A 19,641-nucleotide genomic window follows, 5' to 3' on the forward strand; every position below is an offset into this window, starting at 1 on the left:
CCTCGCACAAAAAACAACGCCGGAAGCGCTGCTGCGCTCCCGGCGTCGTACGGCCCTCGTGCCTGAAACCGGCGGGTGGTCAAGCCACCGCGTGCATGCGCTCCATCGTGCCGCCTTCGTACAGCTTGCCGAAGCGGTTCGACAGGAAAGCCTTCAGCGACACCTTTTCCTGCGGGATGAAACCGCTCTGCGGCAGCTTCTTTTCGCGGAACAGATCCAGCACCGCGCACATCGCGCCGGCCGTCGTGATCTGGATCGCGCTCATGTGCATTCCGCACACGTCCTTCGCGAAGATCTTGCGCGTAAACACGTCCTGCACGAGCTGACCGTCCTTCACGCCCGTCACCGTGATGAACACGAGCACGACGTCCTGCTTCGTCGACGGCACCGCGCGGCGCATGATCGATTTCAGCGTATCGCGGTCGGTCGACAGGCGCAGGTCTTCGAGCAGGAACTGCACGAGATCGCGGTGGCCCGGATAGCGCACCGACTTGTAGTCGAGCGTCTCGACCTTGCCCGACAGCGTCTCGCACAGCGTGCCGAGGCCGCCCGACGTGTTGAACGCTTCGTATTCGGTGCCGTCGAGCGAGAAGTGCTCGAGGCCCTCGAGCGGCTGCACCCACTGCTTGCGGCCGTCGCGGATCGCTTCGCACGGCTGGCAGTATTCGTTGATCAGGCCGTCGACGCTCCACGTCAGGTTGTACTTCAGCGCGTTGGTCGGATACTCGGGCAGCGCGCCAACGCGCATCTTTACGTCGCGCACTTCGCTGAAGCCGTTCACGAGTTCGTGCGCGGCGAGACCGATGAAGCCCGGCGCGAGGCCGCACTGCGGCATGAACGCACGGTCGGAGCCTTCGGCCAGTTCGCGGATCGCATGGGTCGCGCGCACGTCTTCGGTCAGGTCGAAGTAGTGAACGCCGGCAGCCTTCGCGGCGGCGGCGACGTTCACGGCGAGGTAGTAAGGCAGCGCGTTGACAAGCGCATCGAAGCCCTTCACTGCTTCGCGAATCGCGTTGGCGTCGGCCGAATCGACCCGCTGCGTCGCGATGCCTTCGCGCGACAGCTTCGCGAGCGCATCGGCATCGCGGTCGAACGCGACGACTTCGTAGTCGCCCGTTTCACGCAGCATATGAGCAATGGTGTGGCCGATCAGACCTGCGCCGACGATGGCGATTTTCATGCGCTTATCTCCTGATGATGGGTTCGATGTTGTGGACGGCGTTGAGCCATGAACACAGTTTAGGGACGCGCAAAATCAGTTCCAAGACGAAGAATGATGCGAAACGACCGATAAATTCGACGTTATGACGATACATTTGGTCGAAACGACAATTTCATCCAAAAATCGCGTAAAGGCGCTGTCGCAAACCGGCCGTTGGCGGTGGCGCGTTGCTACGACGAAGACGGGGACGCACGGCATGGCTCCCGACACACGAACTGCACATGCGTCACGTGCTACACGCCGGTCGAAGCCGAATACGGAAAGGAGAGCCGGGAGAGTGACGAGCGAAGTGCGCGGAAGGATGGCGACGGGCACTCATGCCGATCATGAGGTACAGCGAATGCCGAAACGAATGCGTGCGGGCGTCTACCCGCCGTTGATCCAGACACCCGTAACGCAACGAAGCCGGTACCGCACATGCGCTTGCGCCGTCCGTCATGCGCGGTGCCGCATGCAACGGCTCAGCCGCCGATCGTCCCGCGATCGATCTTGCGCGACAGGATGATCGACGTCGTCGTGCGCTCGACGCCTTCGAGCGTGCCGATCTGGTCGAGCAGGTCGTTGAGCCGTTCGGGCGAATCGGCACGCAGCCACGCGACGTAGTCGTACTCGCCGCTCACCGCGCACAGCAGCTGGACTTCCGGCATCCGGTCGAGCTTGCGCAAGACGTCCTTGCCGAACTTCGGCGTGAGGATGATGCCGACATACGCGTAGATGCTCGCGTCGAGCACGTCCTGCCCGAGCCGCACGCTGTACCCGGCGATCACGTTGGTGCGTTCGAGCCGCGCGATGCGGGCGACGACCGTCGTGCGCGCAACGTCGAGCTGGCGCGCGAGATCCGCAACGCTGGCCCGTGCATCGGCCTGCAGCAGCGCGACGAGTTGCCGGTCGAGATCGTCGAGTTGGTCGAGGCGGGGTGGACGCATGAGCCTGGGCCGGAGCACGACGTGCCGGCTGAGTGGAAGGTGACGCGATGATAGCGCCGAACGCCGGGCCGCCCAAACCGCATCGCCGGACGCCGACACGAACCTTTCAATTTCGATTCGTATCGGATGTAAGCAAGTGTCGCATTCACTGCCGCGCCGCACGCAACGTGCTACTAATAGCGGGCGACGCGAGAAGCGCGCCCAGCGGCGATGGCCGCCGCGCCCCCTCGCACGACACCACCCCGGAGAGCCCATCATGAAGAAAATCTCGCTCACCCTCGCTACGCTCGCCGTTGCAGCCAGCGCGTTCGCGCAAACCCCGGCGCCGCAGGCGTCCGCCCCGGCCGCGACGGCCGCCGCGTCGGCCCCGAGCGCCGAGCAGCGCGCGGCGCGGCATGAAGCGCGTATCGAGCAGCGCATCAAGTACCTGCACGACCAGTTGAAGATCACGTCGGCGCAGGAACCGCAGTGGAAGACGTTCGCCGACACGATGCGCGAGAACGGCGACACGATGGGCCGCCTGTATCGCGAACGGATGGCCAAGCACGACGTCTCGGCGATCGACGACATGAAGCAGTATGCGGAACTGTCGCAGGCCAACGCCGACGGCGCGAAGAAGCTCGCCGACGCATTCGCGCCGCTCTACGAGAGCTTCCCGGCCGACCAGAAGGCCCTGGCCGACACGACGTTCCGCAGCTGGCTGCACCACGGCGGCGAACACCGCGGCAAGGGCAAGATGAAGGGCAAGGAAGGCAAGGCGGCAGCCGCGCCGGCCGCGAGCGCACCCGCGCAGCCCTGACGTCCGCCCCGCCGGCGCCGTGCCGCCCGTCCGGGCCGGCCGGCGCCGCGCCCCTTCCGGCGGCCGGCGCGTCACACGGCGCGCCGGATTCGAGATAAGCTCCCGGCTTTTCCCGCTTTCCCGCCCTCCCCGCCATGCTCGAACTCAAGCACATCGACCTGCAATCCGATCCGCAGGCCCGTCGCGTCGTCAAGGACGAAACCGTCACCGTTGCGTTCGCGCAAGCCGACGGCGAACTGATGAGCCTCGAAGGCCCGAACCGCTACGTGGCGGGCGATGCGCTGATCACCGGTTCGACCGGCGACCGCTGGGTCGTGTCCCGCGCACGCTTCGACGCCAAATACCTGCCGGCGGAGCCGGCACTCGCGCACGGCACGCCGGGCGCCTACCGGAACCGGCCGGCCGTCGTGCTCGCCCGCCGGATGGACGAGCCGTTCACGATCGCCCGCTCGGAAAACGGCGACACGCTGCGCGGCGTCGCCGGCGACTGGGTGATGCAGTACGCGCCCGGCGACTACGGCGTCGTGCAGGCGCAGCGCTTCGCGCAGGTCTACCGCGACGCGTAAGGCAAGCGCGGCAGCGCGCCGGCATTGCGCCGGCGCGCACGGTCACGCGAAGTCTTCGTCGAGTTCGAGTTCAGCGTCGCGCTCGACGGCCTCGCCCGCCGCGTGCCGCTCCTCGAGCGATCCGAGCATCGCTTCCGTATAAGCATGCAGCACCGCATGGCTGCGGGCGCGCTGCATCGGCTTGAGCGCCAGATAGCGCGCGAGCGCGGCCGGCACGATGCGGATATCGAGCGTCATGCGCTTCGGCGTCGAGCCGAAACGCATCGCGAGCCACTGCACGGACAGGAACCGCCCGCGCGCGTCGCTGCTCTCGGTGAAACGCGTCTGCTCCGGAAAGAGATCGCAGATCACCCGTGCGAGCGCGTCGAATTCCGCGCTCTGGCATTCGATCAGGTAGTCGTCCATCGCGTCTCTCCCGTCAGGCTGCCGATTGCGACGGCCGGCACGTCTTCACCAGCACGACGACCAGGATCGCGGCCAGCATGAAATACGCGGCCTCGACCCAGCCGGCCGGCAGCACGCGCAACTGGTACAGCAGCGCCGGAACGGCCGCGAGCGCATGCAGCACGATCGCGAGCGGCAACACGCCCGCGCGGCCGGCGCGCACGCCGCGCCAGACCAGCACCGACAGCGCAAGCTGCAGCACGAACGCCGCGCAGCGTTCGAGCAGCAACAGCAGGACCGACTGCGCGGACAGCGTCGCGAGCATCACGTGCAGCCGCACGACGGTATCGCCCGGCAGGTCGGCGAGTTGCGTTTCGAGCTGGCCGCGGCTCGCGAGCCACGCGAGATACGACCACTGGCCCCACACGAGCACGCCGATGAACCATGCTTCGGCGCCGCCGTGACCGATCCCGTAGCCGATTCCGCGGCTGTCGCCGGCCGACGGGCCGTAGCGGCGGCTCAGGAAACGCATCCCGAGATAGCGGCCGACTTCCTCGAACACCGCGGTCGCGAGCGCGCTGTACGCGACAAACGCGAGCGGCTGCGTCAGCCAGCCGTCCGGCGGCGTCCGGCTCAGCACGAGCCCGTGGAACGCACGTTCGGCGATCATCGCAAACAGCGTGAAGACGGCCACGCCGACGATCGTGTCGCGGCGGTTCAGCGCGAGCGGCTTGCGCAGGAATCGGTAGAGGACGAGCGGCAGGAGCGCGATGATCAGCGTGGCGGCGATCAGCACCGCCAGCGTGACGGGAGCGACAGTCATGTATTTCCTTGTTCGGGGCAGCGCACCCGGCGCGCTGCGTGCCCCGCATGATACTCAGCTTGCGGTCGACGCGCGCACAACCAGCTCGCCCGGCAGCAGCGACGCGCGTACGTCGCCCGCCGCGCCGTCGATCCGCTCGTGCACGAATTCGACGGCCTTGTAGCCGATTTCGTAGGTCGGCTGGCGGATCGTCGTGATGCCGATCAGCTCGGCCCATTCCGGATCGTCGATCGACAGCAGTGCCACCTTCTGCTGCCATGCGGCGCCGAAACGCGCGCGCAGGTGCCGCGCGATCGCGAGTGCGACCGGCGCGTTCGCGGCGAACAGCGCCGCACGCACGCCGCGCCGCGCCGCGTCGTCGATGCGGACGTCGACGTCGGCGAGCGCCGCCGCGGCCGCATCGGGCTCGTTCAGGTCGAGCACGACCGTCGACGGCACCGTCAGCCCGCGCGCGCCGAGCGCTGCGCGGAACGCGGCTTCGCGCAGACGCCGCGAGCTGACGCGCTCGAACGGCTGCACGACGAAATGGATCGAATCGAAGCCGTGTTCGATGAGGTGCGCGAGCGCCGTCTCGATCGCATCGGCGTTGTCGAGGCCGATCAGGTCAGCCTCGAAGCCCTCGACGGTCCGGTCGACGAGCACGGCCGGGATGCCGGCGCCTCGCAGCGGGCGCAGCACGTCCTCGTCCGCGCCGAGCGCGTTGACGATCAGCCCTTCGACGCGGTAGGTCGTGAGCAGTTGCAGGAAGCGGCGCTCCATCTCGACTTCGTTGGCCGCGTGACAGATCAGCGGCATGTAGCCGAGCGCATGGCACGCGGCCTCGACGCCCTGCAGCACTTCGACGGTATAGGGATTGGTCAGGTCGGCCGCGAGCATGCCGAGCAGCCGGTTGCGGCCGCGTTTGAGGCCGCGCGCCATCTGGTTCGGCCGGTAGTTGAGCCGGGCGATCGCCGCTTCGATCCGCTGACGCAGATCGGCGGACAGCACGTGCGTCTCGCCGTTCAGGTAGCGCGACACGCTGGTTTTGCCGGTGCCGGCTTCGCGGGCGACATCGCTGATCGTCGCCGGACGCGTCGTGGTTGGTTGCGAATCGGTCACTGTCGTGCCTCGCGACGTACGATCCGCGCCGCTTCGTGAGCAGACGGACCTTTGTTGTTGGAAACGTAAGCCACCCGGTGGAATCTCCTGTCGATCGGCGTTGGCGCCTCAGCGCTTGCGCCGATCCCCTGCTTCGCGATCGACCCGCGCCGGTGCGTCGGCACCCGCCCCGGTCGCGTGCAAAAGCAATCGGCCGCACCGGATCTGGCGCGGATACCCGCCGCGGGACGCCGCCGGCCGCGTTGCCCGGCGCGTCGATGCGACGCGCGGGGATCATAACGCAGCCGGCCCTCCGGCACCAAGACCGTCGACTCTAACGAAGCCGGGCCGCCGCCGGCCGGGCGCCGACCGGTGGTCAGGCTACCCCGTCGGCCCGCCGCCGGCCGACGCTCAGGCGCGCGCGAGCGCGTCCGGATTGACGAGATTCGTGCGCAGCGTGCCGGCCAGCGCGCCGACCAGGTTTTCCGCGGCGCAGCGCGCCATCGCGTGGCGCGTCTCGTGCGTCGCCGAGCCGATATGCGGCAGCGCGACGACGTTCTTCATCTCCAGCAGCGGCGAGTCCGCCGCCAGCGGCTCTTGCTCGAACACGTCGAGCCCCGCGCCGCGGATCGTGCCCGCACGCAGCGCGTCGACCAGCGCGGCTTCGTCGACCACCGGCCCGCGCGATGCGTTGATCAGGATCGCGCCGCGCTTCATCTTCGCGAATTCGGCCGCGCCGATCAGGTGGCGCGTTTCCGGCGACAGCGGCACCTGCAGGCACACGAAATCCGACTGCGCGAGCAGCTCGTCGAGCGTGACGCGCCGTGCGCCGTATTGCGTCTCGGCTTCGGCATGGGCGGAGCGGTTCGCGTACAGCACCTGCATCCGGAAGCCGAGCGCCGCGCGGCGCGCGACCGCGCCGCCGATCCGCCCCAGCCCGACGATGCCGAGCGTCTTGCCCTGCACGTCGGTGCCGTACAGGTCGGGGCCGATGCTGTGATGCCAGTGGCCGGCCTTCACCCACTCGGCCAGCTCGACCACGCGCCGCGCGGACGCGAGGATCAGCGAAAACACCGTGTCGGCGGTCGACTCGGTCAGCACGTCCGGTGTATGCGCGAGCACGATTCCGCGCCGCGTGAGATCCGCGACGTCGAAGTTGTCGTAGCCGACCGAGATCGTCGACCACGCCTTCAGCCGCGGTGCGCGGTCGAGCATCTGCGGCGTGACCTTCAGGCTCGCGCCGATCGCGCCGTCCGCGTCGCCGAGCGCATCGGCGAGGGCGGCGGCGCCATCGGCCTGCACGACGTCCGCATGCTCGCGCAGGTACGCGAGGACGTCATCGGGCAGCGGCTTGTACGCGACGATACGGGGCTTCATCGTTTCATTTTCCTTGCAGCGGCGCCGCGAGCGAATGCGTGTCGCGCGGCTGGGGTTTGACGGACAGCGTGAGGATCACCGCGGCGACGAGCGCGGCGCTCATGAAGGCATACGACGCGACGGGCGAGCCGGTCGCGCCGTTCAGGTAGCCGACGAAGTACGAGCCGACGAACGAGCCGAGCGCGCCCATGCTGTTGATCAGCGCCATCGCGCCGCCGGCGACGTTCTTCGGCAGCAGTTCCGGCACGATCGCGAAGAACGGGCCGTACGGCGCGTACATCGCGGCGCCGGCCACGACCAGCAGCGCGTACGAGATCCAGAAGTGCGACGAACCGAGTGCGTACGACGCGGCGAACGCGGCCGCGCCGATCAGCAGGAACGGCCACACGAAGCCCCGGCGCGAACCGACCTTGTCGGATGCCCACGACGCGGCGAGCATCGCGATCGTCGCGGCGAGATACGGCAGCGCGGACAGCCAGCCGGTCGCGACCATCCCGAGGGCGGAGCCGTTCTTGACGATCGACGGCAGCCACAGCACGAAGCCGTACACGCCGATGCTCCAGCAGAAATACTGTGCGCACAGCTTGATCACGGCCGGCGAGCGGAACGCCTCGCCGTAGTTGCGCACCGGCTTGATCGCGGCCTGCTCGGCCGCGAGCGCGGCGTCGAGGTCGCGCTTTTCCTGCGCGGTGAGCCACGGCGAATCGGCCGGCTTGTCCTGCACGAGAAACCACCAGCACACAGCCCAGATGACGGCCGGCACGCCTTCGGCGATGAACATGTGGCGCCAGCCGAATTCGTGCACGAGATAGCCCGACACGATCGACATCCACAGCACGGTGACCGGGTTGCCGAGGATCAGGAACGTGTTCGCGCGCGAGCGCTCGTTCTTCGTGAACCAGTTGCTGATGTAGATCAGCATCGCCGGCATCACCGCTGCTTCGACGACACCGAGCACGAAGCGGATCACCATCAGCGACGGGATGTTGCTGACCACGCCCGTGAGCGCCGCGCAAGCGCCCCACAGGATGAGGCTGACGAACACGAGCTTCTTCACGCTGCGGCGTTCCGCGTAGATCGCGCCGGGAATCTGGAAGAAGAAGTAGCCGAGGAAGAACAGCGCGCCGATCAGCGACGACAGGCCCTTGCCGATCCCGAGGTCCTGGTTGATGCCGGCCGCGGCCGCGAACCCGTAGTTCGCGCGGTCGAGGTAGGCGAGGCTGTACGTGATGAAGACGATCGGCATGATCGTCCACCAGCGGCGGGCAGCGAGTGTATTGGCCATCAGAATGTCTCCTTGTCGATCCAGGTTGGTGCTTCAGCACTTACCTGGACCCATGCTTCGTGATCCATCCAGTTCAGTGCCTCAGCCCCTGCCTGGACCCCATGCTTCGCAATCGACCCGAACGAACGCGTCAGCGCCCGCCCCGGCCCCGTACCTTGCCGTGCGCACGCACGACGAAATGAGTCCGCGGATTGTGCCGTGTCCGGCCTCTCATTGCGCGGTGAAGGTTTCCTCTAAGCGATCGGCGCGATTGCTGACGTTTTCGAGTCGGTCGAGCGCCGCGCGGCTCGGCAGCCCTTCCGAGTCGCCGATCACCTGGATCGCCAGCGCGCCGATCCGGTTGCCGCGCGCCACCGCCTGTTCGATCGTCTTGCCCTCCAGCAGCGCGCTGACCACGCCAACCGCGAAGCCGTCGCCCGCGCCGACGGTGTCGACGACGTTCTGCACGCGCTCGCCCGCCACCGTGCCGTCGCGGCCGTCGGCCGTCCGGTAGTACGCGCCTTCGGCGCCGAGCTTGATCACGACGCCGCGCGCCCCTTGTGCAAGATAGAAGCCCGCGATGTCGGCCGGCGTGTCGTGCCCGGTCAGTTGCCGCCCTTCGGCGATGCCCGGCAGCACCCAGTCCGCGAGCGACGCGAGCGCGTTCAGCGTCTTCGCCATCACGTCGGCGGACGGCCACAGCGTCGGGCGCAGGTTCGGGTCGAACGAGATCGTCCTGCCCGCCGCGCGCATTTCGCGCGCCAGCTTGAATGCGAGCTCGCACGACGTCGCGGAGATCGCCGGCGCGACGCCCGTCAGGTGCAGGTGGCGCGCGCCGAGCACGTAGTCCGCCACGTAGTCGTCGCACGACAGGTGGCTCGCGGCCGAGCCCTTGCGGAAATATTCGACGGTCGGGTCGCTGCCGTCGTCGTTGCGCGACTTCAGCTGAAAGCCGGTCGGGTAACGCGGGTCGACGCTCACGCACGACGCGTCGATCCCTTCGCGCGCCAGCGTGTCGAGCACGTAGCTGCCGAACGAATCGCGGCCGACACGGCTCATCCAGCCCACCCGGAAGCCGAGCCGCGACAGGCCGATCGCGACGTTCAGGTCGGCGCCCGCGATCCGCTTCGTGAATTGCCCCGCATGCGCGAGATGGCCGGGATCGTTCGCGACGAACATCGCCATCGCTTCACCGTAGGTCACGACATCGAGTGCTGCTTTCATGAATGCATTCTCCAGGATCGTTCTGCCGTCACGCGGCGGCGAGCCACGCGACCCGCCGGCACGCGTCGCCCGCCAGATCGGCCGCATCGAACGGAAACTCGATGCCGCGCGGCGCATGCCGCGGCAGCACCGCGAGCACGCCGGTCACGAGCGGGTCGTTCGGGGCCGGCGCGACGGCGAAACGGCGCGCGCCCTCCCCCTCGACGGCCTTGCAATGAATGTATTCCACATGCGGCGCGAGCACCTGTGCGCAATCGAGCGGCGCTTCGCCCGGCCACTGCCAGTTGCCGATGTCGAAGGTCATCCCGAGCGCATCGGGCGTGCCCGCCGCGGCCAGCGCATCGAACAGCCCGCGGAACTGCGCCAGCGACCCGCCCACCGGCAGTTGCCCGTTCTCGACCACCACGCGGGCCCGCGCGCCGCGCGACAGCGCGACGATGTCGGCCGCGTGCGCGTCGCCGGCAAAGCCGCCGAGCTGGAATTTCACGAAACGCGCGCCGAGCGCGTCGGCTTCCGCGAGCGCGCCGCGCAATGCATCCGCATCGAGCGCGCCCGTTTCCGTGTACAGGTTGGCCGGCGTCGAATAGACCGACCACAGCCCGTGGCCGGCCAGTTGCGCACCGAGCGCGGCCAGCGCGCCGGGCGCCGCCGCATCTTCCGATGCGAACAGCTCGCGCCGCACCTCGAAACCCGTTGCGCCGGATGCCGCCGCGGTCGCGACGAATGCACTGTGGCCCTCCTGACGCACGCGGTCCATCCCGAATGCGCTCGCCACGATCACGATGTCTGCCATTTTGCCCTTTTTCACCGGAATGGAACCGGTTCCATTTGCTTGAGACGGATGGTGCGCCTCGCGTCGGGCCCACGCCATAGAGGAAATCCCTAAGACGGGGCAACGACGCGAATGTGCACCGAAATGGCGCGCATCGCGCGTGCCCGGGCCCGGCTGCGGCCGCTCACGCGACGTCGTGCGCGAGGCTCATCTCGAGAAATTGTGCGGCGACCCGCGACGGCGCGCCGCCGTGCGGCACGAGGATCGAGAAGTGACGTGCGAGCGGCGCGGGCGCGAGCGAGCGCAGGACGAGCGCGGCATCGTCGTGACGCAGCGACATCGCGGACACGAACCCGACGCCCATCCCGGCGCGCACCGCTTCCTTCACGGCCTCGACGCCGGCGATCTCGAACGCGACGCGCATCGGTGCGGCGCCCTGCGCGAACGCGCGCTCGACGAGTTGCCGCACGGCGGAGCCCGCCTCGCGCAGCACGAGCGGATGGGTCGCCAGCGCGTCGAGCGTGACCCCCGACGCATACTCGGGCGCGGCCAGCGGGTGGCCGCACGGCACGATCGCCACGATTTCGTCCTCGCGCCATGGGTGCACGGCCGTGCCCGGGGGCAGCGCCTCGCCGGGCGGCCCCTCGATCATCGCGATGTCGAGCGACGGCAGCGCCGCGACCACGTCGGCCGTGTTGCCGCTCATCGTCTGGATCGCCACGCGCGGCGCGCGCGGCTGGAACGCCGCGATCAGGTACGGCAACAGGTAGCTCGCGGGCGTCGTGCTCGCACCGATGCGCAGCGTGCCGGCCTCGAGGCCGCGCACCGCGTCGCGAAACGCACGGGCCTGCGCGAACGTATCGCGCTGCGCCTTCGCGTACTGCGCGAGCTGTTCGCCGACCGGGGTCAGGCGGATGCCGCGGCCTTCGCGCTGGTACAGCGGCTCGCCGAATTCGTCCTGGAGCAGCCGCAACTGGCCCGACACGGCCGGCTGCGACAGATGCAGCGCCACTGCGGCGCGGCTGATGTTCAGGTGCTCGGCGACGGCCGCGAACGTTATCAGTTGATCCGGGGTCATGGGGATAAATTATCGGCTTTCCGGATAGTTTACGTCACAAATCACAATTTTTCATATCGATATAACGAAATTAGGATTACAGCATCGCAACACGCTCCATCACGGTGCTTCCATGTCCACTGCCCCGACTCCCCATCTCAGCCCCGCCGCGCCGTCGATGCGCGGCCAGTTGAACGGCGTGCTGTTCGTCGCGCTGTTCGCCGCCGCCGTCACGAGCCTGTCCCAGCTTCCCGCAATCGCGGGGCTCGGCCTGTCGCCGCTGATCGTCGGCATCGTCGCCGGTGCGCTGTACGGCAACGCGCTGCGCGACGGCATGCCGGCCAGCTGGGCGGCCGGCGTCAATTTCTCCGCGCGCAAGCTGCTGCGCATCGCGGTCGCGTTCTTCGGGTTGCGCGTGAGCCTGCAGGAAATCGCGCAGGTCGGGCTGCCGGGCCTGACGGTGTCGGTACTGGTCGTCGTCAGCACGCTCGTGATCGGCACCTGGGCCGGCATGAAGATCATGAAGCTCGACCGCGACTCCGCCTTGCTGACCGCCGCAGGCAGCGCGATCTGCGGCGCGGCCGCCGTGCTCGCGTTCGAGTCGACGCTGCAGTCGAAGCCGCACCAGAGCGCGATGGCCGTGGGCAGCGTCGTGCTGTTCGGCACGCTGTCGATGTTCCTGTACCCGATCGCGTATCACGCCGGGCTGCTGAACCTCGATCCGGCCGGCCTCGGCCTGTTCTTCGGCGGCACGATCCACGAGGTCGCGCAGGTGGTCGGCGCGGCGAGCGACATCAGCCCGCAGGTCGCGCACGTCGCGACGATCGTCAAGATGACGCGTGTGATGCTGCTGGTTCCGGTGCTGCTGGTGCTCGGCTGGTGGCTCGCCCGCTCGGCGCGCGCCACCGCCGGCGGCGCGCAAGGCAAGCGCAAGGTGGCCGTGCCGTGGTTCGCGCTCGGTTTCCTCGGCTTCGTGATCGTCAACTCGCTGAACGTGCTGCCCGCCGACGTCACGCACACGCTGAACGTGCTCGACACCTTCGCGCTGACGATGGCGATGACGGCGCTCGGCATCGAAACCCGCGTCGCGCAGATCCGCGCCGCCGGCCCCCGCGCATTGATGACCGGCCTGATCCTGTACGTGTGGCTGATCGCCGGCGGCTACGGGATCACCTGGGCCGTGCAGCACTGGCTTGGCTGAATTGCCCGCCCGTGACACTTCGCGCGCCGCGCCCGACGGGACGATCCCGCGGGCGCGGCGCAGTGCTATGCTTCGCGTCGTTTTCCATCGCCCTCTTTCAGCCGTGCTCTCGTTCCTGCTGAAGCTGCGCACTCGCGCCAAGACGCTGTTCCGCCTGTCGGACGCCCATACGATGCTGATCTGGTCGGCCATCGTCGGCGTCGGCGGCGCCTTTGCCACGATGGCGTTCCGCGAAGGCATCGACCTGATGCAGCACCTGATCTCCGGGCAAAGCGGCAGCTTCGTGCAGATGGCCAAGCGCCTGCCGTGGTACGTGCGCTTCTGGATGCCGGCCGCGGGCGGCTTCCTCGCCGGCTGCGTGCTGCTGCTCGCGACGCGCGGCGACAGACAGGCCGCCAAGACCGACTACATGGAATCGGTCGCGCTCGGCAACGGCGTCGTGCCGGTACGCCAGAGCCTGTGGCGCAGCGTGTCGTCGCTGCTGACGATCGGCAGCGGCGGCTCGATCGGCCGCGAAGGCCCGATGGTGCAGCTCGCGGCGCTCGCCGCGTCGCTCGTCGGCCGCTTCGCGCACTTCGACCCGCCGCGCCTGCGCCTCTTGGTCGCGTGCGGGGCGGCGGCCGGCATCACGTCCGCGTACAACGCGCCGATCGCCGGCGCGTTCTTCGTGTCGGAAATCGTGCTCGGCACGATCGCGATGGAGAGCTTCGGGCCGATGGTCGTCGCGTCGGTCATCGCGAACATCGTGATGCGCGAATTCGCCGGCTACCGGCCGCCGTACGAGATGCCGGTGTTTCCGGCCGTGACCGGCCCCGAGGTGCTGCTGTTCGTCGTGCTCGGCGCGCTGTGCGGCGTGCTCGCGCCGCAGTTCCTGCACCTGCTCGATGCGTCGAAGAACCAGTTCAAGCGGCTGCCCTTGCCGCTGCCCGTGCGGCTCGCGCTCGGCGGCCTCGTCGTCGGCGTGATCTCGATCTGGATTCCTGACGTATGGGGCAACGGCTACAGCGTCGTGAACCACATCCTGCATTCGCCGTGGACCTGGCAGGCGCTCATCGCGGTGCTCGTGTTCAAGGTGATCGCAACCGCCGCGACCGCCGGCTCGGGCGCGATCGGCGGCGTGTTCACGCCGACGCTGTTCGTCGGCGCGGTGTTCGGTTCGCTGTTCGGGCTCGCGATGCAAGCGCTGTGGCCGGGCCATACGTCCGCGTACTTCGCGTATGCGATCGTCGGGATGGGCGCGTTCATGGCGGGCGCCACGCAGGCGCCGCTGATGGCGATCCTGATGATCTTCGAGATGACGCTGAGCTACCAGGTCGTGCTGCCGCTGCTGGTGTCGTGCGTGTTCGCGTATTTCGTCGCGCGGGCGACGGGCACGACGTCGATGTACGAAATCACGCTGCACCACTACCAGGACGCGCAGGAGCGACTGCGGCTGCGCACCACGCAGATGCGCGAGCTGATCCAGCCCGCGCAGACGGTCGTGCCGCTCACCGCGAGCGTCGCCGACATGACGCGCGTGTTTCTCGAATATCCGGTGAAGTACCTGTACGTGACCGACGACGCCGGGCGCTTTCGCGGCGCGGTCGCGCTGAAGGACATCACGTCCGACCTGCTCGACAAGCGCGACACCACCGACAAGACGGCCGCGCACTACGCGCACACGCCGTTTCCCCTCCTCACGCCCGACATGCCGCTCGCGACCGCGCTCGAACGCTTCATGGCGTTCCAGGGCGAACGCCTGCCGGTGATCGAAAGCGAAGCCGAGCCGACGCTCGCGGGCGTCGTCTACAAGACGTCGCTGCTCGACGCGTACCGGCGCATGACGGGCGAGCGCTGACCGGGCGGCACGCCGCCGGCCGCGCGAGCGCGGCTCAAGCCGAAGGCCGCCTCAGTCCGGCGCGCGCCCGAGCACGACCCGCGCGAAGAACCCGGCGAGCACCGACTCGGCCACCTCGGCCGATACGTGCTGCGGATCGGCCGTGTAATACGACTGCACACCGTCGCACAGGCACATCAGCCCGAACGCGAGCGTCTCCGCCGGCAACAGCAGCGGCGTGCCCGCGCGTTCGGAAAAGCGCCGGATGAATTCGGCCATCTGCAGCCGCTTGCCGTGCAGGAACTGATTGAAGCGCACGCGAAACTTCGCGTCGCGCGCCGCCTGCAGCTTCGCCTCGCCCCACAGCAGCGAATATTCGTCGTCCCGGAACAGCGTCCGGTAATACGCGAGCGCCATCGACTCCATCTGCTCGCGCGACCCGCCCCCGTCGAAGATCGCCTGGAAGTCGGCCTGCACCTCCGCGTGGTCGCGCTCCAGCAACTCCAGCAGCAGCTCCGACTTGCTGCGGAAATTCGAATAGAACGCGCCGCGCGTATAGCCGGCCGCCGCCGCGATGTCCTCGACGCTCGCGGCGACATAGCCTTTCTTCAGAAAAATACGATGCGCGGCATTCAGCAGACGTTCGCGCGTCTGGTCCCTGCTCTGCTCGCGGGTTAAGCGCTGTGGTTTCATGCGGCGCAGTCTAGCACCCTTTACCTTTCGGATTCATCTTTGCATTCAGATACAGGTGTGTATTAGAATTCGCCACAGTTTCTGAAAGAAGGTGTCCGCGCGTCCGTGCCGGCGCCGCTCGGGGCAAGCGCGCGCCGCGCTTGCCGGCCTCGTTACGCTCTCGCTCTCACCTCATCTGGGGGTTTCGTGAATCGCTCCGGTTCCCGCGCCGCGCTGCTGGTCGGCGCTGCGCTCGTCCTCGCCGCCTGTCATCCGAAAGAAGCCGCGCCGCCCGCCCCGCGCCCCGTCGTCGCGCTGCCCGCTCATGCCGACGGCGCCGCCGTCGCCAGCACGCTGCCCGGCGAGATCCAGCCGCGCTATGCCACGCCGCTGTCGTTCCGCATCGCCGGCAAGATCATCGAGCGCAAGGTGCGCCTCGGCGATACGGTCAAGGTCGGCCAGGTCGTCGCGTTGCTCGATCCGTCCGACGTCGAGAAGAACGCCGCGAGCGCGCAGGCGCAACTCGATGCCGCGACCCACAGCCTCGCGTTCGCGAAGCAGCAGCTCGACCGCGATCGCGCGCAGGCCCGCGAAAACCTGATCGCGACCGCGCAGCTCGAACAGACCGAGAACAGCTACACGTCGGCGTTGGCCCAGCACAACCAGGCGCAGCAGCAGCTCGCGCTCGCGAAGAACCAGCTCCGCTACGCGACGCTCGTCGCCGATCATGCGGGCACCATCACCGCGGAACAGGCCGATACCGGCCAGAACGTGTCGGCCGGCCAGCCCGTCTACCAGCTCGCGTGGTCGGGCGACGTCGACGTCGTCAGCGACGTGCCCGAGGCCGCGCTCGCATCGCTCGCGCCCGGCCACGCGGCCACCGTCACGCTGCCGTCGCTGCCGGGCCGCCGGTTCGCGGCGAAGGTGCGCGAGATCGCGCCGGCGGCCGATCCGCAAAGCCGCACCTACCGCGTGAAGCTCACGCTCGCCGCGCCCGATCCGTCGATCCGGCTCGGGATGACCGCCGACGTCGCATTCGCCGGCGCGCCGGCCGCCGGCGACGCATCGCCGATCACGCTGCCCGCCACCGCGCTGTTCCACGACGGCGCGCATCCGGCCGTGTGGGTCGTGCGCACGAAGGACGACACGCTCGAGTTGCGCCGCGTCGACGTCGCCCGCTTCAACGAGCGCACGGTCACCGTGTCGCACGGGCTGCAGCCCGGCGAGCGCGTCGTGCTGCAGGGCGTGCACACGGTCAGCGCGGGCGAGAAGGTACGCGCGATCGCGCCGTTGCATCCGGAGGACTTCGCATCGTGAGCGTTTCCTACGAAGAAGGCCGCTTCAACCTGTCTGCATGGGCGCTGCGCCACCAGGCGCTGGTCGTCTACCTGATCGCGCTCGCGACGCTCGCGGGCATCCTCGCGTACACGCGCCTCGCCCAGTCCGAAGACCCGCCGTTCACGTTCCGCGTGATGGTGGTCCGGACGTTCTGGCCGGGCGCGAGCGCGCGCCAGGTACAGGAACAGGTGACCGACCGGATCGGCCGCAAGCTGCAGGAAACGCCGGCGATCGACTTCCTGCGCAGCTATTCGCGCCCCGGCGAATCGCTGATCTTCTTCACGATGAAGGATTCGGCGCCCGTGAAGGACGTGCCCGAGACCTGGTACCAGATCCGCAAGAAAGTGGGCGACATCGGCTATACGCTGCCGCCCGGCGTGCAGGGTCCGTTCTTCAACGACGAATTCGGCGACGTCTACACCAACATCTGGACGCTCGAGGGCGACGGCTTCACGCCCGCGCAGCTGCACGACTACGCCGACCAGTTGCGCACCGTGCTGCTGCGCGTGCCGGGCGTCGGCAAGGTCGACTATTTCGGCGACCCCGAACAGCGGATCTTCATCGAGGTGAACAACGCGCAGCTCACGCGCCTGGGCATCTCGCCGCAGCAGCTCGGGCAGGCGATCAACGCGCAGAACGACATCTCGTCGGCCGGCGTGCTGACGAGCGCCGACGATCGCGTGTTCGTGCGGCCGAGCGGCCAGTTCGACAACGTCGATGCGATCGCCGATACGCTGATCCGCATCAACGGCCGCACGTTCCGCCTCGGCGATCTCGCGACGGTCAGGCGCGGCTACGACGATCCGGCCGTCACGCAGATGCGCGCGAACGGCCACGCGGTGCTCGGCATCGGCGTCACGATGCAGCCGGGCGGTGACGTGATCCGGCTCGGCAACGCGCTCGACGCCGAATCGAAGGACCTGCAGGCGCAACTGCCGGCCGGCCTCAAGCTGACGCTGGTATCGAGCATGCCGCACGCGGTCGCGCATTCGGTCGACGACTTCCTCGAAGCCGTCGCCGAAGCCGTCGCAATCGTGCTGGTCGTGAGCCTCGTGTCGCTCGGGCTGCGCACCGGGATGGTGGTCGTGATCTCGATCCCGGTCGTGCTCGCGGTCACCGCGCTCTTCATGTACCTGTTCGACATCGGGCTGCACAAGGTGTCGCTCGGCACGCTCGTGCTCGCGCTCGGGCTGCTCGTCGACGACGCGATCATCGCGGTCGAAATGATGGCCGTGAAGCTCGAACAGGGTTACACCCGCGCACGCGCGGCCGCGTTCGCGTACACGAGCACCGCGTTCCCGATGCTGACGGGCACGCTCGTCACGGTATCGGGCTTCCTGCCGATCGCGCTCGCGAAATCGAGCACCGGCGAATACACGCGCTCGATCTTCGAGGTGTCGGCGATCGCGCTGATCGCGTCGTGGTTCGCGGCCGTCGTGCTGATCCCGCTGCTCGGCTACCACCTGCTGCCCGAGCGCAAGCGTCACGCGCACGAAGCGCACCTGCCGGACGACCACGAGCACGACATCTACGACACGCGCTTCTACCGGCGGCTGCGCGGCTGGGTCGACTGGTGCATCGAGCGGCGCTTCGTCGTACTGCTGATCACCGGCGCGCTGTTCGTCGTCGCGCTGATGGGTTTCTCGCTGGTGCCGCAGCAGTTCTTCCCGAGCTCCGACCGCCCCGAGCTGCTCGTCGACCTGCGGCTGCCCGAAGGCGCGTCGTTCGCGGCGACGCTGCGCGAAACCGAGCGCCTGGAGAAAGTGATCGACAAGCGCCCCGAGATCGATCATTCGGTGAACTTCGTCGGCAGCGGCGCGCCGCGCTTCTACCTGCCGCTCGACCAGCAGCTTCAGTTGCCGAACTTCGCGCAGTTCGTGATCACCGCGAAGTCGGTGAAAGATCGCGAGAAGCTCGCGACCTGGCTCGAAACCACGCTGCGCGAGCAGTTCCCGGCCGTGCGCTGGCGGCTGTCGCGGCTCGAGAACGGGCCGCCCGTCGGCTATCCGGTGCAGTTCCGCGTGAGCGGCGACAGCATCGCGACGGTGCGCTCGATCGCCGAGAAGGTCGCGGCGACGATGCGCGGCGATACGCGCACGGTGAACGTGCAGTTCGACTGGGACGAGCCGGCCGAGCGCTCGGTGCGCTTCGAGATCGACCAGAAGAAGGCGCGCGAGCTGAACGTCACGTCGCAGGACGTGTCGAGCTTCCTCGCGATGACGCTGTCCGGCACGACCGTCACGCAGTACCGCGAGCGCGACAAGCTGATCGCGGTCGATCTGCGCGCGCCGCGGGCCGATCGCGTCGATCCGGCGAAGCTCGCCGGCCTCGCGCTGCCGACGCCGAACGGCCCGGTGCCGCTCGGCTCGCTCGGCCGCTTCGAGCCGACGCTCGAATACGGCGTCGTGTGGGAGCGCGACCGCCAGCCGACCATCACCGTGCAGTCGGACGTGCGCGCCGGCGCGCAGGGCATCGACGTCACGCATGCGGTCGACGCGAAGCTGAACGCGCTGCGCGCGCAGTTGCCGGTCGGCTATCAGATCAACATCGGCGGCTCGGTCGAGGAAAGCGCCAAGGCGCAGAAGTCGATCAATGCGCAGATGCCGCTGATGGCGATCGCGGTGTTCACGCTGCTGATGATCCAGTTGCAGAGCTTCTCGCGCGTGCTGATGGTCGTGCTGACCGCGCCGCTCGGGCTGATCGGCGTGGTCGCGACGCTGCTGCTGTTCGGCCAGCCGTTCGGCTTCGTCGCGATGCTCGGCGTGATCGCGATGTTCGGGATCATCATGCGCAACTCGGTGATCCTCGTCGACCAGATCGAGCAGGACATCGCGATCGGCCACGGCCGCGTCGACGCGATCATCGGCGCGACCGTGCGGCGCTTCCGCCCGATCACGCTGACGGCCGCGGCCGCCGTGCTCGCGCTGATCCCGCTGCTGCGCTCGAACTTCTTCGGGCCGATGGCGACCGCGCTGATGGGCGGCATCACGAGCGCGACCGTGCTGACGCTGTTCTACCTGCCCGCGCTGTATGCGACGTGGTTCCGCGTGAAGCGCGACGAGCGCGACCCGCACGACGGCCCACCGCCCGGCGGCACGCCGGCCGCGCCGTCGGGAGCCTGAC

At 68.5% G+C, this 19,641-nt stretch carries 17 protein-coding genes; 6 read left to right on the top strand and 11 right to left on the bottom strand.

What is annotated here, in order from left to right; translation table 11 throughout:
• Positions 1–79: 79 nt before the first annotated feature.
• On the bottom strand, positions 80–1,180 hold the full coding sequence (locus WJ16_RS08800) for a saccharopine dehydrogenase family protein (RefSeq protein ID WP_069256736.1): 1,101 nt from the start codon (positions 1,178–1,180) through the stop codon (positions 80–82).
• Positions 1,181–1,683: 503 nt separating this feature from the next.
• Positions 1,684–2,148 carry an Lrp/AsnC family transcriptional regulator gene (locus WJ16_RS08805; RefSeq protein ID WP_006481526.1) on the bottom strand — a complete coding sequence of 155 codons (465 nt, stop codon included), beginning with the start codon at positions 2,146–2,148 and terminating at the stop codon, positions 1,684–1,686.
• Between the two features lie 256 nt (positions 2,149–2,404).
• Here WJ16_RS08805 and WJ16_RS08810 point away from each other — a divergent pair, with 256 nt between their 5' ends.
• Positions 2,405–2,947: a Spy/CpxP family protein refolding chaperone gene (locus tag WJ16_RS08810; RefSeq protein WP_069256737.1), complete on the top strand. Its 543-nt coding sequence runs from the start codon at positions 2,405–2,407 to the stop codon at positions 2,945–2,947.
• A gap of 134 nt (positions 2,948–3,081) precedes the next feature.
• Positions 3,082–3,513, top strand: coding sequence for a PGDYG domain-containing protein (locus WJ16_RS08815; RefSeq protein ID WP_069256738.1), 432 nt, complete (start codon positions 3,082–3,084; stop codon positions 3,511–3,513).
• Between the two features lie 42 nt (positions 3,514–3,555).
• Here WJ16_RS08815 and WJ16_RS08820 read toward each other — a convergent pair whose 3' ends face one another.
• From WJ16_RS08820 to WJ16_RS08855, 8 genes are all read right to left on the bottom strand, one after another.
• The gene (locus WJ16_RS08820) at positions 3,556–3,918 is read right to left on the bottom strand and encodes a DUF3022 domain-containing protein (protein WP_069256739.1); all 363 of its coding nucleotides are present in this window, start codon (positions 3,916–3,918) and stop codon (positions 3,556–3,558) included.
• Between the two features lie 13 nt (positions 3,919–3,931).
• A complete protein-coding gene (locus tag WJ16_RS08825; RefSeq protein WP_069256740.1) occupies positions 3,932–4,720 on the bottom strand; it encodes a YhfC family intramembrane metalloprotease in 789 nt (262 codons plus the stop codon).
• A gap of 54 nt (positions 4,721–4,774) precedes the next feature.
• A complete protein-coding gene (locus tag WJ16_RS08830; RefSeq protein WP_069256741.1) occupies positions 4,775–5,818 on the bottom strand; it encodes a LacI family DNA-binding transcriptional regulator in 1,044 nt (347 codons plus the stop codon).
• Between the two features lie 390 nt (positions 5,819–6,208).
• Positions 6,209–7,174 (bottom strand): 2-hydroxyacid dehydrogenase, encoded by a 966-nt coding sequence (locus WJ16_RS08835; protein WP_069256742.1) that lies wholly within the window; start codon positions 7,172–7,174, stop codon positions 6,209–6,211.
• Positions 7,175–7,178: 4 nt separating this feature from the next.
• Positions 7,179–8,459 (bottom strand): MFS transporter, encoded by a 1,281-nt coding sequence (locus WJ16_RS08840; RefSeq protein WP_069256743.1) that lies wholly within the window; start codon positions 8,457–8,459, stop codon positions 7,179–7,181.
• A 210-nt stretch (positions 8,460–8,669) separates the two neighbouring features.
• Complete coding sequence (locus tag WJ16_RS08845; protein WP_069258014.1) at positions 8,670–9,662, bottom strand: sugar kinase; 993 nt, start codon at positions 9,660–9,662, stop codon at positions 8,670–8,672.
• Positions 9,663–9,690: 28 nt separating this feature from the next.
• Complete coding sequence (locus tag WJ16_RS08850) at positions 9,691–10,455, bottom strand: apurinic/apyrimidinic endonuclease family protein (protein ID WP_069256744.1); 765 nt, start codon at positions 10,453–10,455, stop codon at positions 9,691–9,693.
• Between the two features lie 163 nt (positions 10,456–10,618).
• Complete coding sequence (locus WJ16_RS08855) at positions 10,619–11,512, bottom strand: LysR family transcriptional regulator (RefSeq protein ID WP_069256745.1); 894 nt, start codon at positions 11,510–11,512, stop codon at positions 10,619–10,621.
• A gap of 112 nt (positions 11,513–11,624) precedes the next feature.
• Between WJ16_RS08855 and WJ16_RS08860 the strand changes: the two genes are divergently transcribed.
• Both WJ16_RS08860 and WJ16_RS08865 read left to right on the top strand, forming a co-directional pair.
• Complete coding sequence (locus WJ16_RS08860; RefSeq protein WP_069256746.1) at positions 11,625–12,692, top strand: YeiH family protein; 1,068 nt, start codon at positions 11,625–11,627, stop codon at positions 12,690–12,692.
• Between the two features lie 103 nt (positions 12,693–12,795).
• Positions 12,796–14,529, top strand: a complete 1,734-nt coding sequence (locus WJ16_RS08865) for a ClcB-like voltage-gated chloride channel protein (protein WP_208606998.1) — start codon at positions 12,796–12,798, stop codon at positions 14,527–14,529.
• Positions 14,530–14,580: 51 nt separating this feature from the next.
• On the opposite strand, the gene WJ16_RS08870 is transcribed toward WJ16_RS08865, so the two are convergent.
• On the bottom strand, positions 14,581–15,201 hold the full coding sequence (locus tag WJ16_RS08870; RefSeq protein WP_069256748.1) for a TetR/AcrR family transcriptional regulator: 621 nt from the start codon (positions 15,199–15,201) through the stop codon (positions 14,581–14,583).
• A 186-nt stretch (positions 15,202–15,387) separates the two neighbouring features.
• On the opposite strand from WJ16_RS08870, the gene WJ16_RS08875 reads away from it, so the two are divergent.
• Positions 15,388–16,497 (top strand): efflux RND transporter periplasmic adaptor subunit, encoded by a 1,110-nt coding sequence (locus WJ16_RS08875; RefSeq protein WP_069256749.1) that lies wholly within the window; start codon positions 15,388–15,390, stop codon positions 16,495–16,497.
• The gene (locus tag WJ16_RS08880) at positions 16,494–19,640 is read left to right on the top strand and encodes an efflux RND transporter permease subunit (protein ID WP_069256750.1); all 3,147 of its coding nucleotides are present in this window, start codon (positions 16,494–16,496) and stop codon (positions 19,638–19,640) included. Before WJ16_RS08875 ends, WJ16_RS08880 begins: the two co-directional genes overlap by 4 nt.
• Position 19,641: the final 1 nt, after the last annotated feature.

Origin of the sequence: Burkholderia metallica (assembly GCF_001718555.1) — a bacterium.
In the GTDB taxonomy this organism is placed as follows: Bacteria; Pseudomonadota; Gammaproteobacteria; order Burkholderiales; family Burkholderiaceae; genus Burkholderia; species Burkholderia metallica.

Bases quoted from the DNA above. Each gene is read 5' to 3' on its own strand.
- WJ16_RS08860 (WP_069256746.1), top strand. From the start codon at position 11,625: ATGTCCACTGCCCCGACTCCCCATCTCAGCCCCGCCGCGCCGTCGATG.
- WJ16_RS08840 (WP_069256743.1), bottom strand. From the start codon at position 8,459: ATGGCCAATACACTCGCTGCCCGCCGCTGGTGGACGATCATGCCGATC.
- WJ16_RS08845 (WP_069258014.1), bottom strand. From the start codon at position 9,662: ATGAAAGCAGCACTCGATGTCGTGACCTACGGTGAAGCGATGGCGATG.
- WJ16_RS08825 (WP_069256740.1), bottom strand. From the start codon at position 4,720: ATGACTGTCGCTCCCGTCACGCTGGCGGTGCTGATCGCCGCCACGCTG.
- WJ16_RS08815 (WP_069256738.1), top strand. From the start codon at position 3,082: ATGCTCGAACTCAAGCACATCGACCTGCAATCCGATCCGCAGGCCCGT.
- WJ16_RS08800 (WP_069256736.1), bottom strand. From the start codon at position 1,180: ATGAAAATCGCCATCGTCGGCGCAGGTCTGATCGGCCACACCATTGCT.
- WJ16_RS08850 (WP_069256744.1), bottom strand. From the start codon at position 10,455: ATGGCAGACATCGTGATCGTGGCGAGCGCATTCGGGATGGACCGCGTG.
- WJ16_RS08855 (WP_069256745.1), bottom strand. From the start codon at position 11,512: ATGACCCCGGATCAACTGATAACGTTCGCGGCCGTCGCCGAGCACCTG.
- WJ16_RS08835 (WP_069256742.1), bottom strand. From the start codon at position 7,174: ATGAAGCCCCGTATCGTCGCGTACAAGCCGCTGCCCGATGACGTCCTC.
- WJ16_RS08805 (WP_006481526.1), bottom strand. From the start codon at position 2,148: ATGCGTCCACCCCGCCTCGACCAACTCGACGATCTCGACCGGCAACTC.
- WJ16_RS08820 (WP_069256739.1), bottom strand. From the start codon at position 3,918: ATGGACGACTACCTGATCGAATGCCAGAGCGCGGAATTCGACGCGCTC.
- WJ16_RS08870 (WP_069256748.1), bottom strand. From the start codon at position 15,201: ATGAAACCACAGCGCTTAACCCGCGAGCAGAGCAGGGACCAGACGCGC.
- WJ16_RS08810 (WP_069256737.1), top strand. From the start codon at position 2,405: ATGAAGAAAATCTCGCTCACCCTCGCTACGCTCGCCGTTGCAGCCAGC.